This window comes from Salmonella sp. SAL04214 (assembly GCF_046550615.1).
GTDB classification, from domain to species: Bacteria; Pseudomonadota; Gammaproteobacteria; order Enterobacterales; family Enterobacteriaceae; genus Salmonella; species Salmonella enterica.
Genome location: NZ_JBGDXT010000002.1, coordinates 55773 through 75484, shown reverse-complemented (window position 1 = coordinate 75484; position 19712 = coordinate 55773). Strand labels below are relative to the sequence as shown.

Here is a 19712-nt window from a genome sequence, read left to right as displayed (position 1 = left end):
CGTTCTTACACTGCTGGCATTGCAAAGGAGAACGCTATGTTGAAATCCCCCCTGTTGTGGAAAATGATTACGTTAGGCGGCGCCATGATCCTGCTGTTAATTCCCCTGATGATGGTACGGCACACCATCGTGGAACGTGCTGATTATCGAAGCCATGTAGAAGCCGCTATTCGTCAGAGTACCAGCGGCCCACAAAAGGTTGTCGGCCCGCTGGTGGCGGTTCCGGTGACAGAGCTCTATACCGTGCTGGAAGAGGAGAAAGAGGTCCAGTATAAGCGCAGCTATCTCTATTTTTGGTTGCCGGAGTCGCTATTGGTCGAAGGCAATCAAAACGTTGAAGCGCGAAAAATAGGTATTTATCAGGGGCAGGTGTGGCATACCGATATGGCGATAAAGGCGGAGTTTGATGTGGCCCGTCTGCATGAGCTGAACAGACCGAACATTACCCTTGGAAAGCCCTTTATCGTCGTGGGCGTCGGCGATGCGCGCGGTATCAGCGCAGTAAAAGCGCCGCAGGTGAATGGTGAAACGCTCACTGTAGAACCGGGGACTGGCTTACCGGAAAGTAGAGAGGGCATTCATATCCCGCTGCCGGACAGTCAGTGGGCGACGCGTAACCTGACGTTGGATATGTCGTTAAATTTAAGCGGAACCGGCAGCTTTTCACTGGTTCCCGTCGGGCGTAGCAGTGAAATGACCCTGACCAGTAACTGGCCGCACCCAAATTTTGTGGGGGATTTTCTTCCCGGTAAACGCGAAATCAGCGGTTCAGGATTTCAGGCCCAGTGGCAAACCAGCCGGTTTGCCACGAATCTCGGCGAACAGTTTGCTGATGCGCAAAAGGTGGATTGGGACAACTTACCAGCGTTTAGCGTCGCTGTATCGACGCCAGCCGATCAGTATCAACTGACGGACAGAGCGACGAAATATGCCATTTTGTTGATTACGCTAACGTTTATGGCGTTCTTTGTCTTCGAAACCCTGACGGGGCAGCGGTTACACCCGATGCAGTATCTGCTGGTGGGGTTATCGCTGGTGATGTTCTACCTGCTATTGCTGGCACTGTCGGAACATATCGGTTTCACGCCAGCCTGGATCGCCGCCAGCCTGGTGGGCGCGTTGATGAATAGCGTTTATTTGCAGGCGGTGCTGAAAGGATGGCGCAATAGCGTACTGTTTACGTTAGCGTTATTGGCGCTGGATGGCGTGATGTGGGGATTGCTGCGTTCGGAAGATAGCTCGTTGCTTCTGGGTACCGGCGTTCTGCTACTGGCGCTTGGCGGCGTGATGTTCCTGACGCGCCATCTGGACTGGTATTCGCTCTCTTGTCAGCAACGTAAGTCATTACCGCCAGTACAAGATGACGAATTACGTTTGTGGAAATAAATCTAACGGGCGCGCGCGTTAACGTTTTCCCGCGCAGCGCCAGAAAATGTGATGCCGTTAGTTATAGGTCAGGTTTAATGTTGCCGTGGCATTCGCTTGCCCGGCCGTTACCGTGGCGGCGGTTTTATAGTAGCGCGCGCTAATTTTCAGGGTGGTCGACATATTCATGGTTCCGCCGTTAACCGTCTGGCTGCCATCGGCATTGGTGGTAATCGTGTGAGTAAAGAGATCAATTTTTTGATTGATTGGCAAACTGTCGGTAAAGAAACCGGCGTCCGGCGCCTGAATACCCAACTGTACGCCAACGCCGGTTGCGCTGGTTGGCGCGCTTGCATTGCTCAACTGGATGACTGAATTATCAGGATTATTTCCGCTGGCAGGCTGGGCGCTTAACGATGCGGAAATGGCGGTGCCTTGTTCGCAGGTCAATAAGATATCCTGCTCGCCTGTGCCCGCGGTTTGACTGTTAGCGAAACTGCCTAAATTGACGCTGCCTAAATCCACGGTGATGGCAGGTGTTTCTACCCGACATCCCATCGCTTTCATAATCAATTGCGTATTCCCCAAATACAGATGGGTCAGGATATCGCCGCCGGAGTCTTCCGTTGCGCTATCGCGAAAAGATACGCGCGCCAGTGGACTTTGGAATGTCGCGGTACCGGAGGTGATCGGACCGCCTAAGGCGACCAGTTCAACATTGTAGGCGGGAGCCATCGCATGGTGTGTTTTATTGCCATCGCCATTATGGTAGGTATTATCGATTGGCATGACATTATCGTAAGGGCCAGCATTCGTTTGGGTTTTAATCGCAACGCCCACGCCGGAAATCCCGGTGCTAAATACCGGCGTGTTGTTCCCGTCATTCGCATTGATTGTCGCTGATGTATTTGACTGCGCGCTACCGGGTTCATATAAAAAACCGACCTTATAATCGCGACTACAGCCATCCATTGTGACTTCGGAGGTGGAAACCCAGCCCGATTGCCACAACACCTCGCCTGCGGTATAGGCGTGGCTATCCACCACAAGCTGCGACGGCGGGGTGATAGTGATCGCGCCTTCATTACCGGAACGTTTACAGGAAGCGTAACCATAACTGGAGTACGCGAACAGCAGAATAAGCGCCAGATATAACCTTCTCATGAAAAATTCCTGCTTTTATACCAGGTGAAAATAGAAAGATGTTATTGCCATGCGATAGTGATCGTCACAACGGACGTGAAATCCCCTGCCGTGACTTTTCCATACGGGGTATACATCCTTGCGGCGACAGGCAAATTGGCTTCATGGGTATTACTGTTAACATCCACCGTATACGTGACGTTGTTGGCCAGGTTGACCAGACTTTTGCCATCAAGATTAAAAAGCTGTAAGCCTAAATCCTGCGCCGGATTGGCCGCGCTGTTTGCATAAATCGCAGAAGCATAATTTGGATCGGGATAAGGTACGCCATTAAATGAAATCGCGGCTTTTGTGGTCGTTGCCGGGCAATTCGTCATTTTTATGGTGAAAGGAATGGTGGCGGTATTGCCACCGGCCACGGCGATATCCGCCCGGGCATATTGTCCAAGAGAGATCGTGTCGGGGACCGTCACGGTACACGGATCGGCATAAATTAATCCCGTAACGTTAATGTCTACGGCATCTGCGGTATTGTATGCCGCGCTGATCGAGGGCGACCATAATGCCAGACCCGTGAACGTTAACAGGGCGGCTAATGCAGCAAATCTGTTCATATTCATCTTTTATCCCACCAGAATCACTGGCATTGCTCGTGTAAGATTTCTACGCCAGAAGCGGAGGGGGAGCTCGGTATACGATAAGAGACCTGACACCGGTCTGCTGCTGTTGGCCCCCACTTCACTAATAACCGCCCTTGTTTTTCCAGTCCGGTTAACCAGGCTTGCCCCGCATCACCAACAAAACTGCTGTGATTGTCTGGTTTTGTTAAAGACGAGACGGTCGCGCCAAAAGGAACAGGCAGATTGTTTATGCGGGTTAATACCATCAATGCCTTGTAACCAATATTGGTTTTATATTCAGCCCTGACCACCGCGCCACGGGTAGGCACCAGCGTTTTACTGGTATCAATGAGCTCAATATTTTTTCTAATGCCCGTCGTATCTAAAGACACTTCATTACGATGGTAAGGCGAAGCATAAGGTACGACGGCATAGCCCCGAAAATCGGTGTCCACGCCCGTTTCGTTATTCACGGGGACACCCGCTGCGCCAGGGGCTTTAACCAATATGATGGTGTCGTCCATTGGCTGGGATGGTGTCAGGCCATTTCGATGTAACAGTACGCCGCCCTGAACGCCATAATTCAGGCGACGCATATGATTATCGTAGCTATACCCGCCGTTAATATCCGCATACGTCCCGTTATAGGTTGCGCTCACATTACCGCTGGTGGCTTTCTCTTGAGAGGAATAACCTTCCTGAACGCTCCATGAGAGATTTTTCTGTGCCAGCGCTGTTCCGTTTAAACCGACAGTATGCGTGGTATCGCCGTCTTTCGCGGAGTTCATATTGTAGGTGGCATACGTTGACGGCATAAAGGCATCTAACGGAATACTAATATTGATTGAAATTTGCTGGTCATTACTGTCTTCCGTATCGTCGTCTTCATCCTGAGAATTATCGGCGTTCAGCGTATAAGAATAGTTAATGCCATAGCTTACGTTATGCCATGTGTTGTTATAGCCAATACCTAATGATGTGGTATGAGTGTCATTCCAGTAATCTTCATTATATAAAGTGAGTGAAATGGAACCGTAGATAATGTCTTGCGACAACGACAGGTCGGTGCGATTACGAACATGATCATAGTGACTATTATCGCTATAGGTATCCAGCACATCCTCAAGAGCGTAGTAATCTTTGGTCGAATAACGGTAACCGGCGACAGTGAAATTGGTACCTGTTGACTGAATATCTTTGCTGTAACGAATACGCCAGGACTGTCCGGTAAGCGTATCGCTAACCACATCGCCTGCTTTAATTTTTGACCATGAGTTGGTGACGTCTAAAGACAATGCGCCCAGATCGCCAAGGTTTAAGCCTGTCCCGATGAGCGCCGCATGATAAACATCATTGCTCAGCGTACTCTCTATTCCGCCATAGGCGGTTATGCCGCCTGCTAATCCGTATAAGGCCGTCAGTTCTGCGAAATTCTGTTGCGCGGAATGCGAATCTGATGAACGCGTGCGGCCTACCGTCAGGTCGTATTTCAGGTGGCCTTCACGCTGTAATACCGGAACGCTGGCGTAGGGCACAATGAAATGCTGTTCAGAACCATCGGATTCTTTGATGGTGACGTACAGGTCTCCCGAACCGCCGGTTGGATAAAGATCGTTGATGGCGAATGGACCCGCCGGAACGTTAGTTTTGTAGATGGTATAACCGTTTTGTTCAACGGTTACCTGCGCGCTGCTTTTGGCCACCCCGCGAATGACTGGGGCGAACCCTTTCATACTGTCCGGCAACATATCGTCATCAGAAGAGATCTGTACGCCCTTAAATGAAATACTGTCAAAGACGTCCGCGGGCGTGTTATTTTCCCCGGCGATCAGCTGTCCTTTTAAAAATTCGATATCGCGAGAAACATAGGTGTAGGCAGAATCCCAGCTATTTTGCCCATCGCTGTCATGATTCCAGGTTGAGTAGTTACGAAAACGCCATGCGCCAATGTTAATACCAGGGCGCAGGTTGGCGTATTCGCTATTTTCCGTCCGGTTTTCATCAATATCGTGATCCTGCGATCCGGTAAAACTGTAGTTCAGCAAAAAAGCATTAATGCCTTCATCCCATTCGCTGGTAGGGACGAATTCTCGCGGGTCGGCGATCAACGCGATTTGAGGGATCGCTAAATCCAGCCGGTTACCGATGACATTAAACTTTGCTACAGCGCCAGCCAGCAGACTAAGATCGGTACACCCGTTTGGGTCATTTTTAAGCTCGGGGAAGTTTTCTGTTTTTACGCCCCACTGCTTGAGTTGTTCAACGCTAAGACACGGCTGTAGGGAGAGCTTATTATCTGCTGATTTTTTATTTTTAAAGGCAATATTTTTTGTTTCAACACTGGTGTTATTAATATAAATATCAACATTATAGGTGCCTTCTGCCTGCCCCCCCTTTTCGAAAACCGATAGATCGACATTCTCCACGCCCGGTTCATCATTTTCCAACGATAATGGATTAAAATGATCATGCGCTAACGCTGGCTTTATGGAACAGCATATAAACAGAAACGATAACGCTAATTGAGAACGGGGCTCTACTCTGGAGAATTGCACAGTAAAAGTCCTGAAAGGGTAAAAGTAAAGTGAAGTCGTTAATGGCTAGAATGAACCGGAATGCGGCTCTAAACTCATCCCATAATCGCTGATTAATCGCCACGTTACCGTGCCATGAGGGGCGGCAGTAGAACCCAATTTAAATGACGCTGATGATTTTGGCGGAACAAAGGTCGCTGATTTCACTTCATGGCTGTTAAGCGTCACACTGGCAAAGTTCATATAATAGGGAGTGGGGTTATTTACGGTAATAACATCACCTGCCGTCTGCCATTTTAATTGTTGGCTCTGGCTATCAGGCGTTGATTTTGTTAATGCTGGCGGTCGATATATAAGCTTTATTTGGGTATTAATGGAGATTTCCACGCGGTTCGCGGAGGCATTATCATCAATAGAAGGAATCCCCTTAATATTGAGCCAGTACATAGACTCCCGATCTGCAGGTAGGGGGGCGCCAGAGCGAATAACCCGAATGCTGTTCTTTTGCCCGGCATCAAGGCGAAAAAGAGGCGGGGTGATAATAAACGCCTGCTTATTTGTGACCTGGGGATCGGCAACCGATAACCATGACTGAACAAGATTCGCTTTGCTGTCTTTATTCTCTACATTGATTGACGACTCATCATTATTGCCGTCGAAAACCAGTCGGGTTCCGCCAACAACAATGCTGGCATGGGCAACATGGCTTGTCAGTAATACGACCAACACGGATTTCTTTATGTGTTTCATTTTTTACTCTGTAAAGATGTTTTACGCTATGGACTGGCATCCTGCCTGTCCACATCAGGATGAGAATGCCTTACTGATACGAAACGGTATACGTAACCTGAGTGCTAACATCTCCACCGGTTACGGTTGCGGAACCATCGTTTGCCATGGCAGCGTAATAGGTAAAGTCTGCTTCCGAGCCGTCGGTTGGCAGGTTCACTGCGGCATCATCCGTGTTATCTGTCACATCGCTATGTGAAGCGTTCTGAATAGAAATACCGACACCCGCGGCGCCCGTTTCCGATCCTTCGTCCGCGTTTTTGAAGTACGTTGGGTTGGAATCATCTGTTGCGCCGTGGAAGCGGAACATGGCCTGGGTTGGTACGCCAGTCCCTGCTTCCGGGCAGCTAACCAGGCTTACGGTAAACGGCACGTAATCGGTTGTGGCGCCTTTTTCCGCGATGCGTTCTTTGCTGTAATTGCCTAAATCAATGGTGGTATCCGTGGAGCCATTAACCTGAACCGTACACGCCTGATCGTAAATTTTGCCATTGAACGTAATCGTGTTCTGGGCAAATACCGGTGTGGATGCTACGGCAGTTAACATTGCCAGGATGATAATTTTCTTATTAAACATATTAATTGTTGCCTGATTCTATTCGCTGAAAAATAAAGATAGCTATATAAAATAAAATATTATATTTTACTCTGTATGCGCTTCTTTCTGTTCTGTAGATAAGCAGGCGGCTATTCTACGTATATCAACTATGAACTCAATAAAAATTCTGATGCAATATTGAACGGCAGTCCAGTTTCGGACCCGGTAACAAAGTTTAATAAAATACCACTAAAGAAGTATGGTTGATGACTGGATTTATAGAGCAAGAGCTCTTTTTTGATAATAGTTATTATTTCCTGGAGGATTTATTTAACTCTATATTGCTTTATTTTTAAGAATATACGACGCTTGTCCGTTTAAAATGAAACCGGCAGGTTTCGAAGCTCTAACAGTCTTCCATGCAGTATTTTTATATAGTCCCCCGCTTTTAGTTCTGAAAGTACCTGCATGATACGGCTGCGTGAAAGCCCGGTTCTCTGCTGTATGAAGTTCTGTGCGTTGATCTCAAATCGTGAGCTTTCAGGATACGACCACAGTTCAAGTAACAGCGCTTTTATCTGGCTATAGGCGTCCTGCCCGATAAGGTTTCTGTCACGGTTAGTCATGAAAGCAATGCGGTACATCAGGATGTTCGAAATGTCACGCCAGAGATGCTTTTCATCAGCTATTTCCACAAAATCTTTTACTGGGACAGGATAATATTCACAGGTGGTTTCGGCGATAAAAAAGACGTCTGAATTCTCTTCTAACTGGTATAAGTCAGCATAGGCATCTACCAGGCCTAAAATCATTGGTGAGACACCGCAGCCCATTACAATGCTGTCGATACGCCGACATACTTTAATAGCGCCTTTAGTGATTAACAGGATGTGGGATTGATTATCAATCTTGATATCCAGTGTTTTACCGGCCGTAATAGTGACAGGGGAGATGTTTTGAATAACGTGCCGATGAATATTTAAAATGGCTTGCAGGTTTTTTTCTTTCCCTGTGGGACGATACACATTCCCGCCGTTTAACTGCTTCATATCTTCCCCATTATTATGGCTGATAAAGTGGTTGACTATTAAAAGGTAAACATAAATTTAATATTTACTTAAATTATAATTAAGTAAATTAAAATAGCCAACAAGAATATTTAAGTCAATGTATTCACCTTATCAATGCATGAGCGACAACGCTGTTTTTAAGGTTAACCATAGTAAATGTGATGATTTTATTTGCAATCATTTTATGACAGCTATCATAGGTACCGTGCTTAACTAGCGCGTAGAGCGTACAGGATAGCGAAGCGATGTTCATCGCTGTTGGAGGATACGAATGAGAGAAAAGTACAAAATGCAGGCGGGCGGCGTTTTACTGAGCGAAATCGCCGCCTGCCGGAACTCCTCCCGGCGGGAGCCATAAGCGGTTAGCGGTACTGGACGATCAAACTTTGAATCTCCGGATGATCTTTTAACGACACGTGTCGTACCGTGGCGATTCCATTCATCAACGAAATAGCGTTTCCAGACGGTGTGGCGACTGTCTGCAAATGGGGGATATTATTCCGCAAACATGATACCTCGATATTGCGATCGTGAGGCGCAAGATTACAACCATATTCGACAATCTGGCCTTTGAAATGAATAACGCCTGCGGAGACCGGCGCGGTAGCAGCCAGCGCGGCTGATGAAGCTGACATCGCTGCACAAAACAGGTAGCAGCATAATGGTGATTTTTTCATCCTGTGAAACCTCACGTCCTGTGAGCATCCCCTTATTTTTTGGGGACTAACAAATCCCGTGTATTACTCTTTAATGTAAATACACAAACTACCTTAACTTTCGCAAGCTGAGATAAACAGCGCTATACGACAATTTTTATGTAAAAGAGTACGTCATAACGGCAGGTCAGGAGGGAAAGCGAGGCCGCTTAGCGGAAGGGGGGGCATAAGAAACAGCCAGTAAGAATAACTTACCGGCTGTTTTTACGGTTCGGCGCCTGGGCCGAATTAATCCTGCAGGTCGCCGCAGAAGCGATAACCTTCGCCGTGAATGGTGGCGATGATTTCCGGCGTATCCGGCGTGGATTCGAAATGCTTACGAATACGACGAATGGTAACGTCAACAGTACGGTCATGCGGCTTCAGCTCACGCCCGGTCATTTTCTTCAACAGCTCTGCGCGTGACTGAATTTTGCCAGGGTTTTCGCAGAAGTGAAGCATCGCGCGGAACTCGCTGCGCGGTAGTTTATACTGCTCGCCGTCCGGGCCGATCAGTGAACGACTGTTGATATCAAGTTCCCAACCGTTGAACTTGTAGCTTTCAACGCTACGACGCTCTTCGCTGACGGTACCCAGGTTCATGGTACGGGACAGCAGGTTGCGGGCACGGATGGTCAATTCGCGTGGGTTAAACGGTTTGGTGATGTAATCATCCGCGCCGATTTCGAGGCCGAGAATTTTGTCGACTTCGTTATCGCGGCCCGTCAGGAACATCAGCGCAACGTTAGCCTGTTCACGCAGTTCACGCGCTAACAGGAGACCGTTTTTCCCTGGCAGATTGATATCCATGATCACCAGGTTGATGTCATATTCAGAGAGGATCTGATGCATTTCCGCGCCATCTGTCGCTTCGAATACATCATAGCCTTCCGCTTCGAAAATACTTTTCAACGTGTTGCGTGTTACCAACTCGTCTTCAACGATAAGAATGTGCGGGGTCTGCATGTTTGCTACCTAAATTGCCAACTAAATCGAAACAGGAAGTACAAAAGTCCCTGACCTGCCTGATGCATGTCGCAAATTAACATGATCGGCGTAACATGACTAAAGTACGTAATTGCGTTCTTGATGCACTTTCCATCAACGTCAACAACATCATTAGCTTGGTCGTGGGTACTTTCCCTCTGGACCCGTCAGTGTCAAAAACGGCTGTCATCCTAACCATTTTAACAGCAACATAACAGGCTAAGACGTACCGGACACCTAATAAAACTACGCTTCGTTGACATATATCAAGTTCAATTGTAGCACGTTAACAGTTTGATGAAATCATCGTAGCTAAATGCTAGCTTTCATCACAAATTTGCAATATTCCAACTAGTTACGTAAGCCAACTAATAAATGTGATGAATCCAAAGAACAGGATCTATTTTAAATTAAATTATCCTAAATAAACAGCAGGATAACGATGTTCTGTTAACATAAACAGCAATAGTACAGATACGCAATAGTGTAGCGTCTTTTACGAAATCAAAAATGCTTTTTCAGTGATATCCGTTAAAATTTTGTAAATTTGCGAAGCGTAATATGCTTACAAACGCCAGCTAATTTCCTGTAAATTAGTCAAAAAGAGTAATGAAATGCGTGTAACAATCGTTCTTGTCGCTCCCGCCAGAGCGGAAAATATCGGCGCAGCCGCCCGGGCTATGAAGACCATGGGATTTACTGACCTGCGTATTGTCGACAGCCAGGCGCACCTGGAGCCCGCCACCCGTTGGGTCGCACATGGATCTGGAGATATTATTGATAATATTGAGGTTTTCCACACCCTTGCCGACGCGCTCCACGATGTGGATTTTACCGTCGCGACGACAGCTCGCAGCCGGGCAAAATTTCATTACTACGCTTCGCCCGCTGAACTGGTTCCCTTATTACAGGAAAAATCACACTGGATGCGTCATGCCGCGCTGGTTTTTGGCCGTGAGGATTCCGGTTTGACCAATGACGAGCTGGCGCTGGCGGATGTATTGACCGGCGTGCCGATGGCGGCGGATTACCCTTCGCTCAATCTGGGTCAGGCGGTCATGGTGTATTGCTATCAATTAGCAGGTTTAATGCAACAGACCACAGAATCCGTTGATATTGCTGATGAATCGCAGTTACAGGCGTTACGCGCGCGCCTTTTACGTCTGTTAACGACTCTGGAGGCGGCCGATGACCACAAATTAACCGACTGGCTACAACAGCGAATCGGCCTGCTGGGACAGCGAGATACGGTAATGTTGCACCGTTTGGTCCATGATATTGAAAAAAAACTAACAAAATAACGTGCTGTAATTTTTAAAATAATAAGAGATTACGTCTGGTTGCAAGAGATCATGACAGGGGGAATTGGTTGAAAATAAATATATCGCCAGCAGCACATGAACAAGTTTCGGAATGTGATCAATTTAAAAATTTATTGACTTAGGCGGGCAGATACTTTAACCAATATAGGAATACAAGACAGACAAATAAAAATGACAGAGTACACAACATCCATGAACCGCATCAGCACCACCACCATTACCACCATCACCATTACCACAGGTAACGGTGCGGGCTGACGCGTACAGGAAACACAGAAAAAAGCCCGCACCTGAACAGTGCGGGCTTTTTTTTCGACCAGAGATCACGAGGTAACAACCATGCGAGTGTTGAAGTTCGGCGGTACATCAGTGGCAAATGCAGAACGTTTTCTGCGTGTTGCCGATATTCTGGAAAGCAATGCCAGGCAAGGGCAGGTAGCGACCGTACTTTCCGCCCCCGCGAAAATTACCAACCATCTGGTGGCAATGATTGAAAAAACTATCGGCGGCCAGGATGCTTTGCCGAATATCAGCGATGCCGAACGTATTTTTTCTGACCTGCTCGCAGGACTTGCCAGCGCGCAGCCGGGATTCCCGCTTGCACGGTTGAAAATGGTTGTCGAACAAGAATTCGCTCAGATCAAACATGTTTTGCATGGTATCAGCCTGCTGGGTCAGTGCCCGGACAGCATCAACGCCGCGCTGATTTGCCGTGGCGAAAAAATGTCGATCGCGATTATGGCGGGCCTCCTGGAGGCGCGTGGACATCGCGTCACGGTGATCGATCCGGTAGAAAAATTGCTGGCGGTGGGCCATTACCTTGAATCTACCGTCGATATCGCGGAATCGACTCGCCGTATCGCCGCCAGCCAGATCCCGGCCGATCACATGATCCTGATGGCGGGCTTTACCGCCGGTAATGAAAAGGGTGAACTGGTGGTGCTGGGCCGTAATGGTTCCGACTATTCCGCCGCCGTGCTGGCCGCCTGTTTACGCGCTGACTGCTGTGAAATCTGGACTGACGTCGATGGCGTGTATACCTGTGACCCGCGCCAGGTGCCGGACGCCAGGCTGCTGAAATCGATGTCCTACCAGGAAGCGATGGAACTCTCTTACTTCGGCGCCAAAGTTCTTCACCCTCGCACCATTACGCCCATCGCCCAGTTCCAGATCCCCTGTCTGATTAAAAATACCGGTAATCCGCAGGCGCCAGGAACGCTGATCGGCGCGTCCAGCGACGATGATAATCTGCCGGTTAAAGGGATCTCTAACCTTAACAACATGGCGATGTTTAGCGTTTCCGGCCCAGGAATGAAAGGGATGATTGGGATGGCGGCGCGTGTTTTCGCCGCCATGTCTCGCGCCGGGATCTCGGTGGTGCTCATTACCCAGTCCTCCTCTGAGTACAGCATCAGCTTCTGTGTGCCGCAGAGTGACTGCGCGCGTGCCCGCCGTGCGATGCAGGATGAGTTCTATCTGGAGCTGAAAGAGGGGCTGCTGGAGCCGTTGGCGGTTACGGAGCGGTTGGCGATTATCTCTGTTGTCGGCGACGGTATGCGCACGCTACGCGGCATTTCAGCGAAATTCTTCGCCGCGCTGGCGCGGGCCAATATCAATATCGTGGCGATCGCTCAGGGATCTTCTGAGCGTTCCATTTCTGTGGTGGTGAATAACGACGATGCCACCACCGGCGTGCGGGTAACGCACCAGATGCTGTTCAATACCGATCAGGTGATTGAAGTGTTTGTCATTGGCGTCGGCGGCGTCGGCGGCGCGCTACTGGAACAGCTTAAACGTCAGCAAACCTGGTTGAAGAACAAGCACATCGATCTACGCGTGTGCGGCGTGGCGAACTCAAAGGCGTTGCTAACCAATGTGCATGGCCTGAATCTGGACAACTGGCAGGCGGAACTGGTGCAAGCGAACGCGCCGTTCAATCTGGGACGCTTAATTCGCCTGGTGAAAGAATATCATCTACTCAATCCGGTGATTGTTGATTGCACCTCCAGTCAGGCGGTGGCCGACCAGTATGCTGACTTCCTGCGTGAAGGATTCCATGTGGTGACGCCAAACAAGAAAGCGAACACCTCGTCGATGGACTACTACCATCAGCTACGTTTCGCCGCCGCGCAATCACGGCGCAAATTCTTGTATGACACCAACGTCGGCGCCGGTTTGCCGGTAATCGAAAACCTGCAAAACCTGCTGAATGCGGGTGATGAACTGCAAAAATTTTCCGGCATTCTTTCCGGGTCGCTCTCTTTTATTTTCGGTAAACTGGAAGAGGGGATGAGTCTCTCACAGGCGACCGCCCTGGCGCGCGAGATGGGCTATACCGAACCCGATCCGCGCGACGATCTTTCCGGTATGGATGTGGCGCGGAAACTGTTGATCCTCGCCCGCGAGACGGGCCGCGAGCTGGAGCTTTCCGATATTGTGATTGAACCGGTGTTGCCGGACGAGTTTGACGCCTCCGGCGATGTGACCACCTTTATGGCGCATCTGCCGCAGCTTGACGACGCGTTTGCCGCCCGTGTGGCGAAAGCTCGTGATGAAGGTAAGGTATTGCGCTATGTGGGCAATATCGAAGAGGATGGCGTGTGCCGCGTGAAGATTGCCGAAGTTGATGGTAACGATCCGCTCTTCAAAGTGAAAAACGGTGAAAACGCGCTGGCGTTCTACAGCCACTATTATCAGCCCTTGCCGTTGGTGCTGCGCGGCTACGGCGCAGGCAATGATGTGACGGCGGCGGGCGTGTTTGCCGATCTGTTACGGACCCTCTCATGGAAGTTAGGAGTTTAACATGGTGAAAGTGTATGCCCCGGCTTCCAGCGCGAACATGAGCGTCGGTTTCGACGTGTTGGGCGCGGCCGTCACACCCGTTGACGGCACGTTGCTGGGCGATGTGGTATCCGTTGAAGCAGCGGACCATTTCCGTCTGCATAACCTGGGGCGATTTGCCGATAAACTGCCGCCGGAGCCGCGTGAAAATATTGTTTATCAGTGCTGGGAACGTTTTTGCCAGGCATTGGGGAAAACCATCCCGGTGGCGATGACGCTGGAAAAAAATATGCCGATTGGTTCCGGGTTAGGGTCCAGCGCCTGTTCCGTCGTCGCTGCGCTGGTCGCGATGAATGAGCACTGCGGCAAACCGTTAAACGACACGCGTCTGTTGGCGCTGATGGGCGAGCTGGAAGGCCGTATCTCCGGCAGCATCCATTACGATAACGTCGCGCCGTGCTTTCTTGGCGGTATGCAGTTGATGATTGAAGAAAACGGCATTATTAGTCAGCAGGTGCCGGGCTTTGATGAGTGGCTATGGGTACTGGCTTATCCGGGCATTAAAGTTTCCACCGCAGAAGCACGGGCCATTTTGCCTGCGCAGTATCGCCGTCAGGATTGCATTGCGCATGGACGGCATCTGGCCGGTTTTATTCACGCCTGTTACTCGCGGCAGCCGCAGCTTGCCGCCGCGCTGATGAAAGATGTTATTGCCGAACCATACCGCGCGCGTTTACTGCCGGGCTTTAGCCAGGCGCGGCAGGCGGTGTCGGAGATCGGCGCGCTGGCGAGCGGGATTTCCGGATCGGGGCCGACGCTGTTTGCGCTATGCGATAAACCGGAGACGGCGCAGCGCGTCGCGGACTGGCTGAGCAAACATTATCTGCAAAATCAGGAAGGCTTCGTTCATATTTGCCGGCTGGATACGGCGGGCGCACGAGTAGTGGGATAATCAATGAAACTCTATAATCTGAAAGACCATAATGAGCAGGTCAGCTTTGCGCAGGCCGTCACGCAAGGACTGGGCAAACAGCAGGGACTTTTTTTTCCGCACGAACTGCCGGAGTTTAGCCTGACGGAAATTGATGAGATGCTCAACCAGGACTTTGTCAGCCGTAGCGCAAAGATCCTCTCGGCATTTATTGGCGATGAAATACCGCAGCAAATTCTGGAGGAGCGCGTCCGCGCGGCGTTTGCGTTCCCGGCGCCGGTAGCGCAGGTAGAAAGCGATGTCGGCTGCCTGGAGCTGTTCCATGGTCCGACGCTGGCCTTTAAAGACTTCGGCGGGCGTTTTATGGCGCAAATGCTGACGCATATCAGCGGCGACAAACCGGTGACGATTCTGACCGCAACGTCAGGCGATACCGGCGCGGCGGTGGCTCACGCGTTCTATGGCCTGGAAAATGTGCGGGTCGTCATTCTCTACCCGCGCGGTAAGATCAGTCCGTTGCAGGAAAAACTATTCTGTACGCTGGGCGGCAACATTGAAACCGTGGCGATCGACGGCGATTTCGACGCTTGCCAGGCGCTGGTGAAACAGGCATTTGATGACGAAGATCTGAAAACGGCGCTGGGGCTGAATTCGGCTAATTCGATTAATATCAGCCGCCTGTTGGCGCAAATTTGCTACTACTTTGAAGCCGTGGCGCAACTGCCGCAGGGGGCGCGTAACCAACTGGTGATCTCCGTCCCCAGCGGCAACTTTGGCGATTTGACGGCAGGGCTGCTGGCGAAGTCGTTAGGCCTACCGGTGAAACGTTTTATCGCCGCCACCAACGTCAACGACACGGTGCCACGTTTTCTGCATGACGGGAAGTGGGCGCCGAAAGCGACGCAGGCGACCCTGTCGAATGCGATGGATGTCAGCCAGCCGAATAACTGGCCGCGCGTGGAGGAGCTGTTCCGCCGTAAAATCTGGCGTCTGACTGAGCTGGGCTATGCGGCGGTAGATGATACTACGACACAGCAGACGATGCGCGAGCTGAAAGCGAAAGGTTATATCTCGGAACCTCATGCGGCGGTAGCGTATCGGGCATTACGCGACCAGTTAAACCCTGGCGAGTATGGCTTGTTTCTCGGAACGGCGCATCCGGCGAAGTTTAAAGAAAGCGTGGAGTCCATTCTGGGAGAAACGCTGGCCTTGCCTGAAGCGCTCGCCGAACGCGCCGACCTGCCGCTGCTTTCACATCATCTGCCTGCGGATTTTGCCGCCCTGCGTAAGCTGATGATGACCCGCCAGTAACCATTGCGCCCGGTGGCGCTGTCGCTTACCGGGCCTATGGGGTGGTGTCGATTTGTAGGCCGGATAAGGCGTAACCGCCATCCGGCGATGCCGTTACTGCTCGTAGCGTTTAAAGACCAGCTCGTCTTGTGTGGAGGTTTCTTCATCAAAGAAATACCCTTCACGGTCAAACGCGGTAAGCTGTTCCGGCTTCGTTAAGCGGTTTTCAATAATAAAACGGCTCATCAGTCCGCGCGCTTTTTTGGCGTAGAAGCTTACCACCTTAAACTTGCCGTTTTTCTCATCAAGGAACACGGGCTTAATCAGCTCGGCATTCAGTTTCTTCGGCTTCACCGATTTAAAATATTCCTCAGAGGCCAGATTCACCACCACCCGATCGCCCTGCGCCTCAAGCGCTTCGTTGAGCTTATCGGTAATGATATCGCCCCAGAATTGATAAAGATCTTTGCCGCGCGGATTCTCCAGGCGAATCCCCATCTCCAGACGATAAGGCTGCATTAAATCCAGCGGGCGCAATACGCCATACAAGCCAGAGAGCATACGCAGATGTTGTTGAGCAAAATCAAAATCCGCGTCGCTGAACGTTTCCGCCTGTAGACCGGTATAAACATCGCCTTTGAACGCCAGAATCGCCTGGCGTGCATTATCCGGCGTAAAATGAGGCTGCCAGTCATGAAAACGCGTGGCGTTGAGATCCGCCAGTTTGTCGCTAATTCCCATCAGCCTGGAAATTTGCGGCGCCGAAAGCTGGCGGGCCTGTTGAATAAGCTGCTGGCTGTGATCCAACAGCTCCGGCTGGGTATAGCGGGTCGTGGCCAGCGGGCTTTGATAATCAAGCGTTTTTGCAGGTGAAATCAGAATCAGCATATCCAGTCCTTGCAGGGAATTTTCTGCGACTTTAGCAAAAAAACGCCGCAGAGTTGACCGATGGTTGCGATTGTCGGCTTAATCGCGCGATGCCGCCTCCCAGGTATCTGGCGCCAGTTGTGGTTCGATATCCGGGAAGCGCCGCGGATCGAACTGCGGTCTTACGCCCAGTTTCCGTTGTCGCAGATAATCGCCGGCGAGGGTATACACCACCGGTGAGAGCAACAAAATCGCCGTCAGATTGGTAATGGCCATACAGGCCATGATCATGTCAGCGAGCTGCCATATCAGCGGAAAACTGATAAGCGTACCGGCGATAACCATGCCAAGCGTCGCAAGGCGTAATAGCCAGATAGCCTTTGCGTTATGTAACCGCAGAAAAAACAGATTGTTTTCGGCGTAAATATAGTTGGCGACGATAGAACTGAACGCGAACAGAATGACGATAAGCGCGACAAAACTGGCGCCCCATTCACCGGTCAACGAAACCATTGCATGTTGGAGAAGCTGAATGCCTTCTGTTGACGAGTGGGACGCGTGATTCCCCGCCAGCAGGATAATCATCGCGCTGGCGGTACAGATGATAATGGTGTCGCTGAATACGCCAATCATTTGCACAATCCCCTGCGCGACAGGGTGAGGGGGATACGACGTTGCCGCTGCGGCCGCATTAGGCGTTGACCCCATTCCCGCTTCATTAGAGAACATCCCACGCTGAAAACCGCTGGTAATAGCCTGAGTGAGCGTATATCCGGCTGCGCCTGCCGCGGCTTCCTGCCAGCCAAATGCGCTTTTGACTATCGAGGCGATAACGCCAGGCATTTGCTCAATATGCCAGAGGCAAATGAACACGCTGCCGGCGACCCACAATAACGCGATGAGGGGAATCAGCCATTGCATCAGGCGGGCAACGCCTTTTATGCCGCGAATGATAATTAACAGGGCACAGAACGCCAGAGCAATGCCGGAGATAAGCGGCGGAATGTTGAAGGCGAAATGGAGCGCGCGTGAGACGGCATTCGCCTGCACGCTATTAAAAATCAACCCGTAGGCGACGAGCAGAAAGAGGGCGAAAACCACGCCCATCCAGCGCATTCCCAGCCCACGCGCCATATACCACGCCGGGCCGCCGCGGAACTGGCCTGTCGGGTCACGTTCTTTATAAAGCTGGGCAAGCGAACACTCGGCGAAGGAGGTCGCCATGCCAATGATGGCCGAGACCCACATCCAGAATACCGCACCGGGACCGCCTGCGGCGATAGCCAGCGCCACGCCGGCCAGATTACCGCTGCCAATCCGCGCCGCGAGGCTGGTACACAGCGCCTGAAATGACGTCAGGCCGCCTGGCTGCGGGCTAAAGCTGCCTTTCAGACTGCGGCTAAATTGGCGAATATAACGAAATTGAATGAATCCGGTACGCCAGGTAAACCAACATCCTGCGCCGAGCAGCAGGTAAATCATTACCGAGCCCCAGAGTATTTCGTTAATAAAACTGAAAAACTCAGGCATTAACGTCCCTCTTGTTGATGCCGTCACGCTTTGATGATCCTGTATAAGCGTGACCCATGATGTAGATGACCTTGTCAGACTAATATTAACGGCAGTTTACCATAAATACGGCGGTATCCTTTAATTGCGCATCAACCGTCGGCAGATACGCAAACAGTGCACAAGGGCAGCCAGGTGCATGTAGGCGGTTGCGCTGTGAGTGCGTCGTGTTATCATCAGGGTAGACCGGTTACATCCCCTAACAAGCTGTTTAAAGAGAAACTCTATCATGACGGACAAATTGACCTCCCTTCGTCAGTTCACCACCGTAGTGGCTGATACCGGAGATATCGCGGCAATGAAGCTGTACCAGCCGCAGGATGCTACAACTAACCCTTCTCTCATTCTTAACGCAGCGCAAATCCCGGAATATCGTAAGCTGATTGACGATGCTGTCGCCTGGGCGAAACAGCAGAGCAGCGACCGCGCGCAGCAGGTTGTTGACGCGACCGATAAGCTGGCGGTGAATATTGGCCTGGAAATCCTGAAGCTGGTGCCGGGGCGTATTTCTACCGAAGTTGACGCGCGTCTGTCTTATGACACTGAAGCGTCTATCGCCAAAGCAAAACGTATCATTAAACTCTACAATGATGCGGGTATCAGCAACGATCGTATCCTGATCAAGCTGGCGTCCACCTGGCAGGGCATTCGCGCAGCCGAACAGCTGGAAAAAGAAGGCATCAACTGTAACCTGACGCTGCTGTTCTCCTTCGCGCAGGCGCGTGCGTGCGCCGAAGCGGGCGTCTACCTGATCTCGCCGTTCGTAGGTCGTATTCTTGACTGGTATAAAGCCAATACCGACAAGAAAGACTATGCGCCAGCTGAAGATCCGGGCGTGGTTTCCGTAACGGAAATCTACGAGTACTACAAACAGCATGGTTACGAAACCGTCGTTATGGGCGCAAGCTTCCGTAACGTAGGCGAAATTCTGGAGCTGGCGGGCTGCGACCGCCTGACTATCGCACCGGCATTGCTGAAAGAACTGGCGGAAAGCGAAGGGGCGATTGAGCGTAAGCTCTCTTTCTCCGGCGAAGTCAAAGCGCGCCCGGAACGCATTACCGAAGCTGAGTTCCTGTGGCAGCATCACCAGGATCCCATGGCGGTTGACAAACTGGCGGATGGTATCCGTAAGTTTGCGGTAGACCAGGAAAAACTGGAAAAAATGATCGGCGATCTGCTGTAATCATTAACGCGTGGCCCTGATATGGGTC

At 50.8% G+C, this 19712-nt stretch carries 18 protein-coding genes and 1 other annotated feature; of the genes, 8 read left to right on the top strand and 10 right to left on the bottom strand.

All coding sequences use genetic code 11. The features are described 5' to 3' along the window. Positions 1 to 36 precede the first annotated feature (36 nt). A complete protein-coding gene (gene creD, locus ACLJQD_RS03540) occupies positions 37 to 1386 on the top strand; it encodes a cell envelope integrity protein CreD (protein WP_017441770.1) in 1350 nt (449 codons plus the stop codon). A gap of 57 nt (positions 1387 to 1443) precedes the next feature. Here the strand turns inward: creD and sthE are convergent, their stop codons facing one another. The 8 genes from sthE to arcA form a co-directional block, all read right to left on the bottom strand. Continuing rightward, positions 1444 to 2529: a fimbrial major subunit SthE gene (sthE, locus tag ACLJQD_RS03535; RefSeq protein WP_017441771.1), complete on the bottom strand. Its 1086-nt coding sequence runs from the start codon at positions 2527 to 2529 to the stop codon at positions 1444 to 1446. A 41-nt stretch (positions 2530 to 2570) separates the two neighbouring features. Beyond that, positions 2571 to 3128, bottom strand: coding sequence for a fimbrial protein (locus ACLJQD_RS03530; RefSeq protein WP_001647478.1), 558 nt, complete (start codon positions 3126 to 3128; stop codon positions 2571 to 2573). 17 nt (positions 3129 to 3145) lie between these two features. After that, the gene (locus tag ACLJQD_RS03525; protein ID WP_017441772.1) at positions 3146 to 5683 is read right to left on the bottom strand and encodes a fimbrial outer membrane usher protein; all 2538 of its coding nucleotides are present in this window, start codon (positions 5681 to 5683) and stop codon (positions 3146 to 3148) included. A gap of 45 nt (positions 5684 to 5728) precedes the next feature. Further along, positions 5729 to 6412: a fimbrial biogenesis chaperone SthA gene (gene sthA, locus ACLJQD_RS03520; protein ID WP_000680522.1), complete on the bottom strand. Its 684-nt coding sequence runs from the start codon at positions 6410 to 6412 to the stop codon at positions 5729 to 5731. Between the two features lie 70 nt (positions 6413 to 6482). Beyond that, the gene (locus ACLJQD_RS03515) at positions 6483 to 7028 is read right to left on the bottom strand and encodes a fimbrial protein (protein WP_000482235.1); all 546 of its coding nucleotides are present in this window, start codon (positions 7026 to 7028) and stop codon (positions 6483 to 6485) included. Between the two features lie 338 nt (positions 7029 to 7366). Next, on the bottom strand, positions 7367 to 8038 hold the full coding sequence (locus ACLJQD_RS03510; protein ID WP_000811635.1) for a winged helix-turn-helix transcriptional regulator: 672 nt from the start codon (positions 8036 to 8038) through the stop codon (positions 7367 to 7369). A 383-nt stretch (positions 8039 to 8421) separates the two neighbouring features. Further along, positions 8422 to 8736, bottom strand: coding sequence for a hypothetical protein (locus ACLJQD_RS03505; RefSeq protein ID WP_000749515.1), 315 nt, complete (start codon positions 8734 to 8736; stop codon positions 8422 to 8424). A 267-nt stretch (positions 8737 to 9003) separates the two neighbouring features. Further along, positions 9004 to 9720 (bottom strand): two-component system response regulator ArcA, encoded by a 717-nt coding sequence (arcA, locus tag ACLJQD_RS03500; protein WP_001194359.1) that lies wholly within the window; start codon positions 9718 to 9720, stop codon positions 9004 to 9006. Positions 9721 to 9815: 95 nt separating this feature from the next. Between arcA and yjjY the strand changes: the two genes are divergently transcribed. The 6 genes from yjjY (at position 9816) to thrC (ending at position 16086) form a co-directional block, all read left to right on the top strand. Next, positions 9816 to 9956: a protein YjjY gene (gene yjjY, locus ACLJQD_RS03495; RefSeq protein WP_410967611.1), complete on the top strand. Its 141-nt coding sequence runs from the start codon at positions 9816 to 9818 to the stop codon at positions 9954 to 9956. A gap of 399 nt (positions 9957 to 10355) precedes the next feature. Then, entirely contained in the window at positions 10356 to 11042 is a 687-nt protein-coding gene (locus tag ACLJQD_RS03490) for a tRNA/rRNA methyltransferase (RefSeq protein ID WP_017441773.1), read from the top strand. Between the two features lie 213 nt (positions 11043 to 11255). Beyond that, positions 11256 to 11321, top strand: a complete 66-nt coding sequence (gene thrL / locus ACLJQD_RS03485) for a thr operon leader peptide (RefSeq protein WP_001575544.1) — start codon at positions 11256 to 11258, stop codon at positions 11319 to 11321. Further along, positions 11257 to 11377, top strand: a sequence feature (Thr leader region). Its footprint overlaps the gene before it by 65 nt. A 25-nt stretch (positions 11378 to 11402) precedes the next feature. Then, the gene (gene thrA, locus ACLJQD_RS03480) at positions 11403 to 13865 is read left to right on the top strand and encodes a bifunctional aspartate kinase/homoserine dehydrogenase I (RefSeq protein ID WP_017441774.1); all 2463 of its coding nucleotides are present in this window, start codon (positions 11403 to 11405) and stop codon (positions 13863 to 13865) included. Between the two features lies 1 nt (position 13866). Then, positions 13867 to 14796 (top strand): homoserine kinase, encoded by a 930-nt coding sequence (gene thrB / locus ACLJQD_RS03475; protein ID WP_000241685.1) that lies wholly within the window; start codon positions 13867 to 13869, stop codon positions 14794 to 14796. A 3-nt stretch (positions 14797 to 14799) separates the two neighbouring features. Beyond that, on the top strand, positions 14800 to 16086 hold the full coding sequence (gene thrC / locus ACLJQD_RS03470; protein ID WP_017441775.1) for a threonine synthase: 1287 nt from the start codon (positions 14800 to 14802) through the stop codon (positions 16084 to 16086). 93 nt (positions 16087 to 16179) lie between these two features. On the opposite strand, the gene yaaA is transcribed toward thrC, so the two are convergent. Further along, positions 16180 to 16953, bottom strand: a complete 774-nt coding sequence (gene yaaA / locus ACLJQD_RS03465) for a peroxide stress protein YaaA (protein ID WP_017441776.1) — start codon at positions 16951 to 16953, stop codon at positions 16180 to 16182. A gap of 78 nt (positions 16954 to 17031) precedes the next feature. Then, positions 17032 to 18462 (bottom strand): alanine/glycine:cation symporter family protein, encoded by a 1431-nt coding sequence (locus tag ACLJQD_RS03460; RefSeq protein ID WP_017441777.1) that lies wholly within the window; start codon positions 18460 to 18462, stop codon positions 17032 to 17034. 268 nt (positions 18463 to 18730) lie between these two features. Between ACLJQD_RS03460 and tal the strand changes: the two genes are divergently transcribed. Next, positions 18731 to 19684, top strand: coding sequence for a transaldolase (tal, locus tag ACLJQD_RS03455; protein WP_000130175.1), 954 nt, complete (start codon positions 18731 to 18733; stop codon positions 19682 to 19684). Positions 19685 to 19712: the final 28 nt, after the last annotated feature.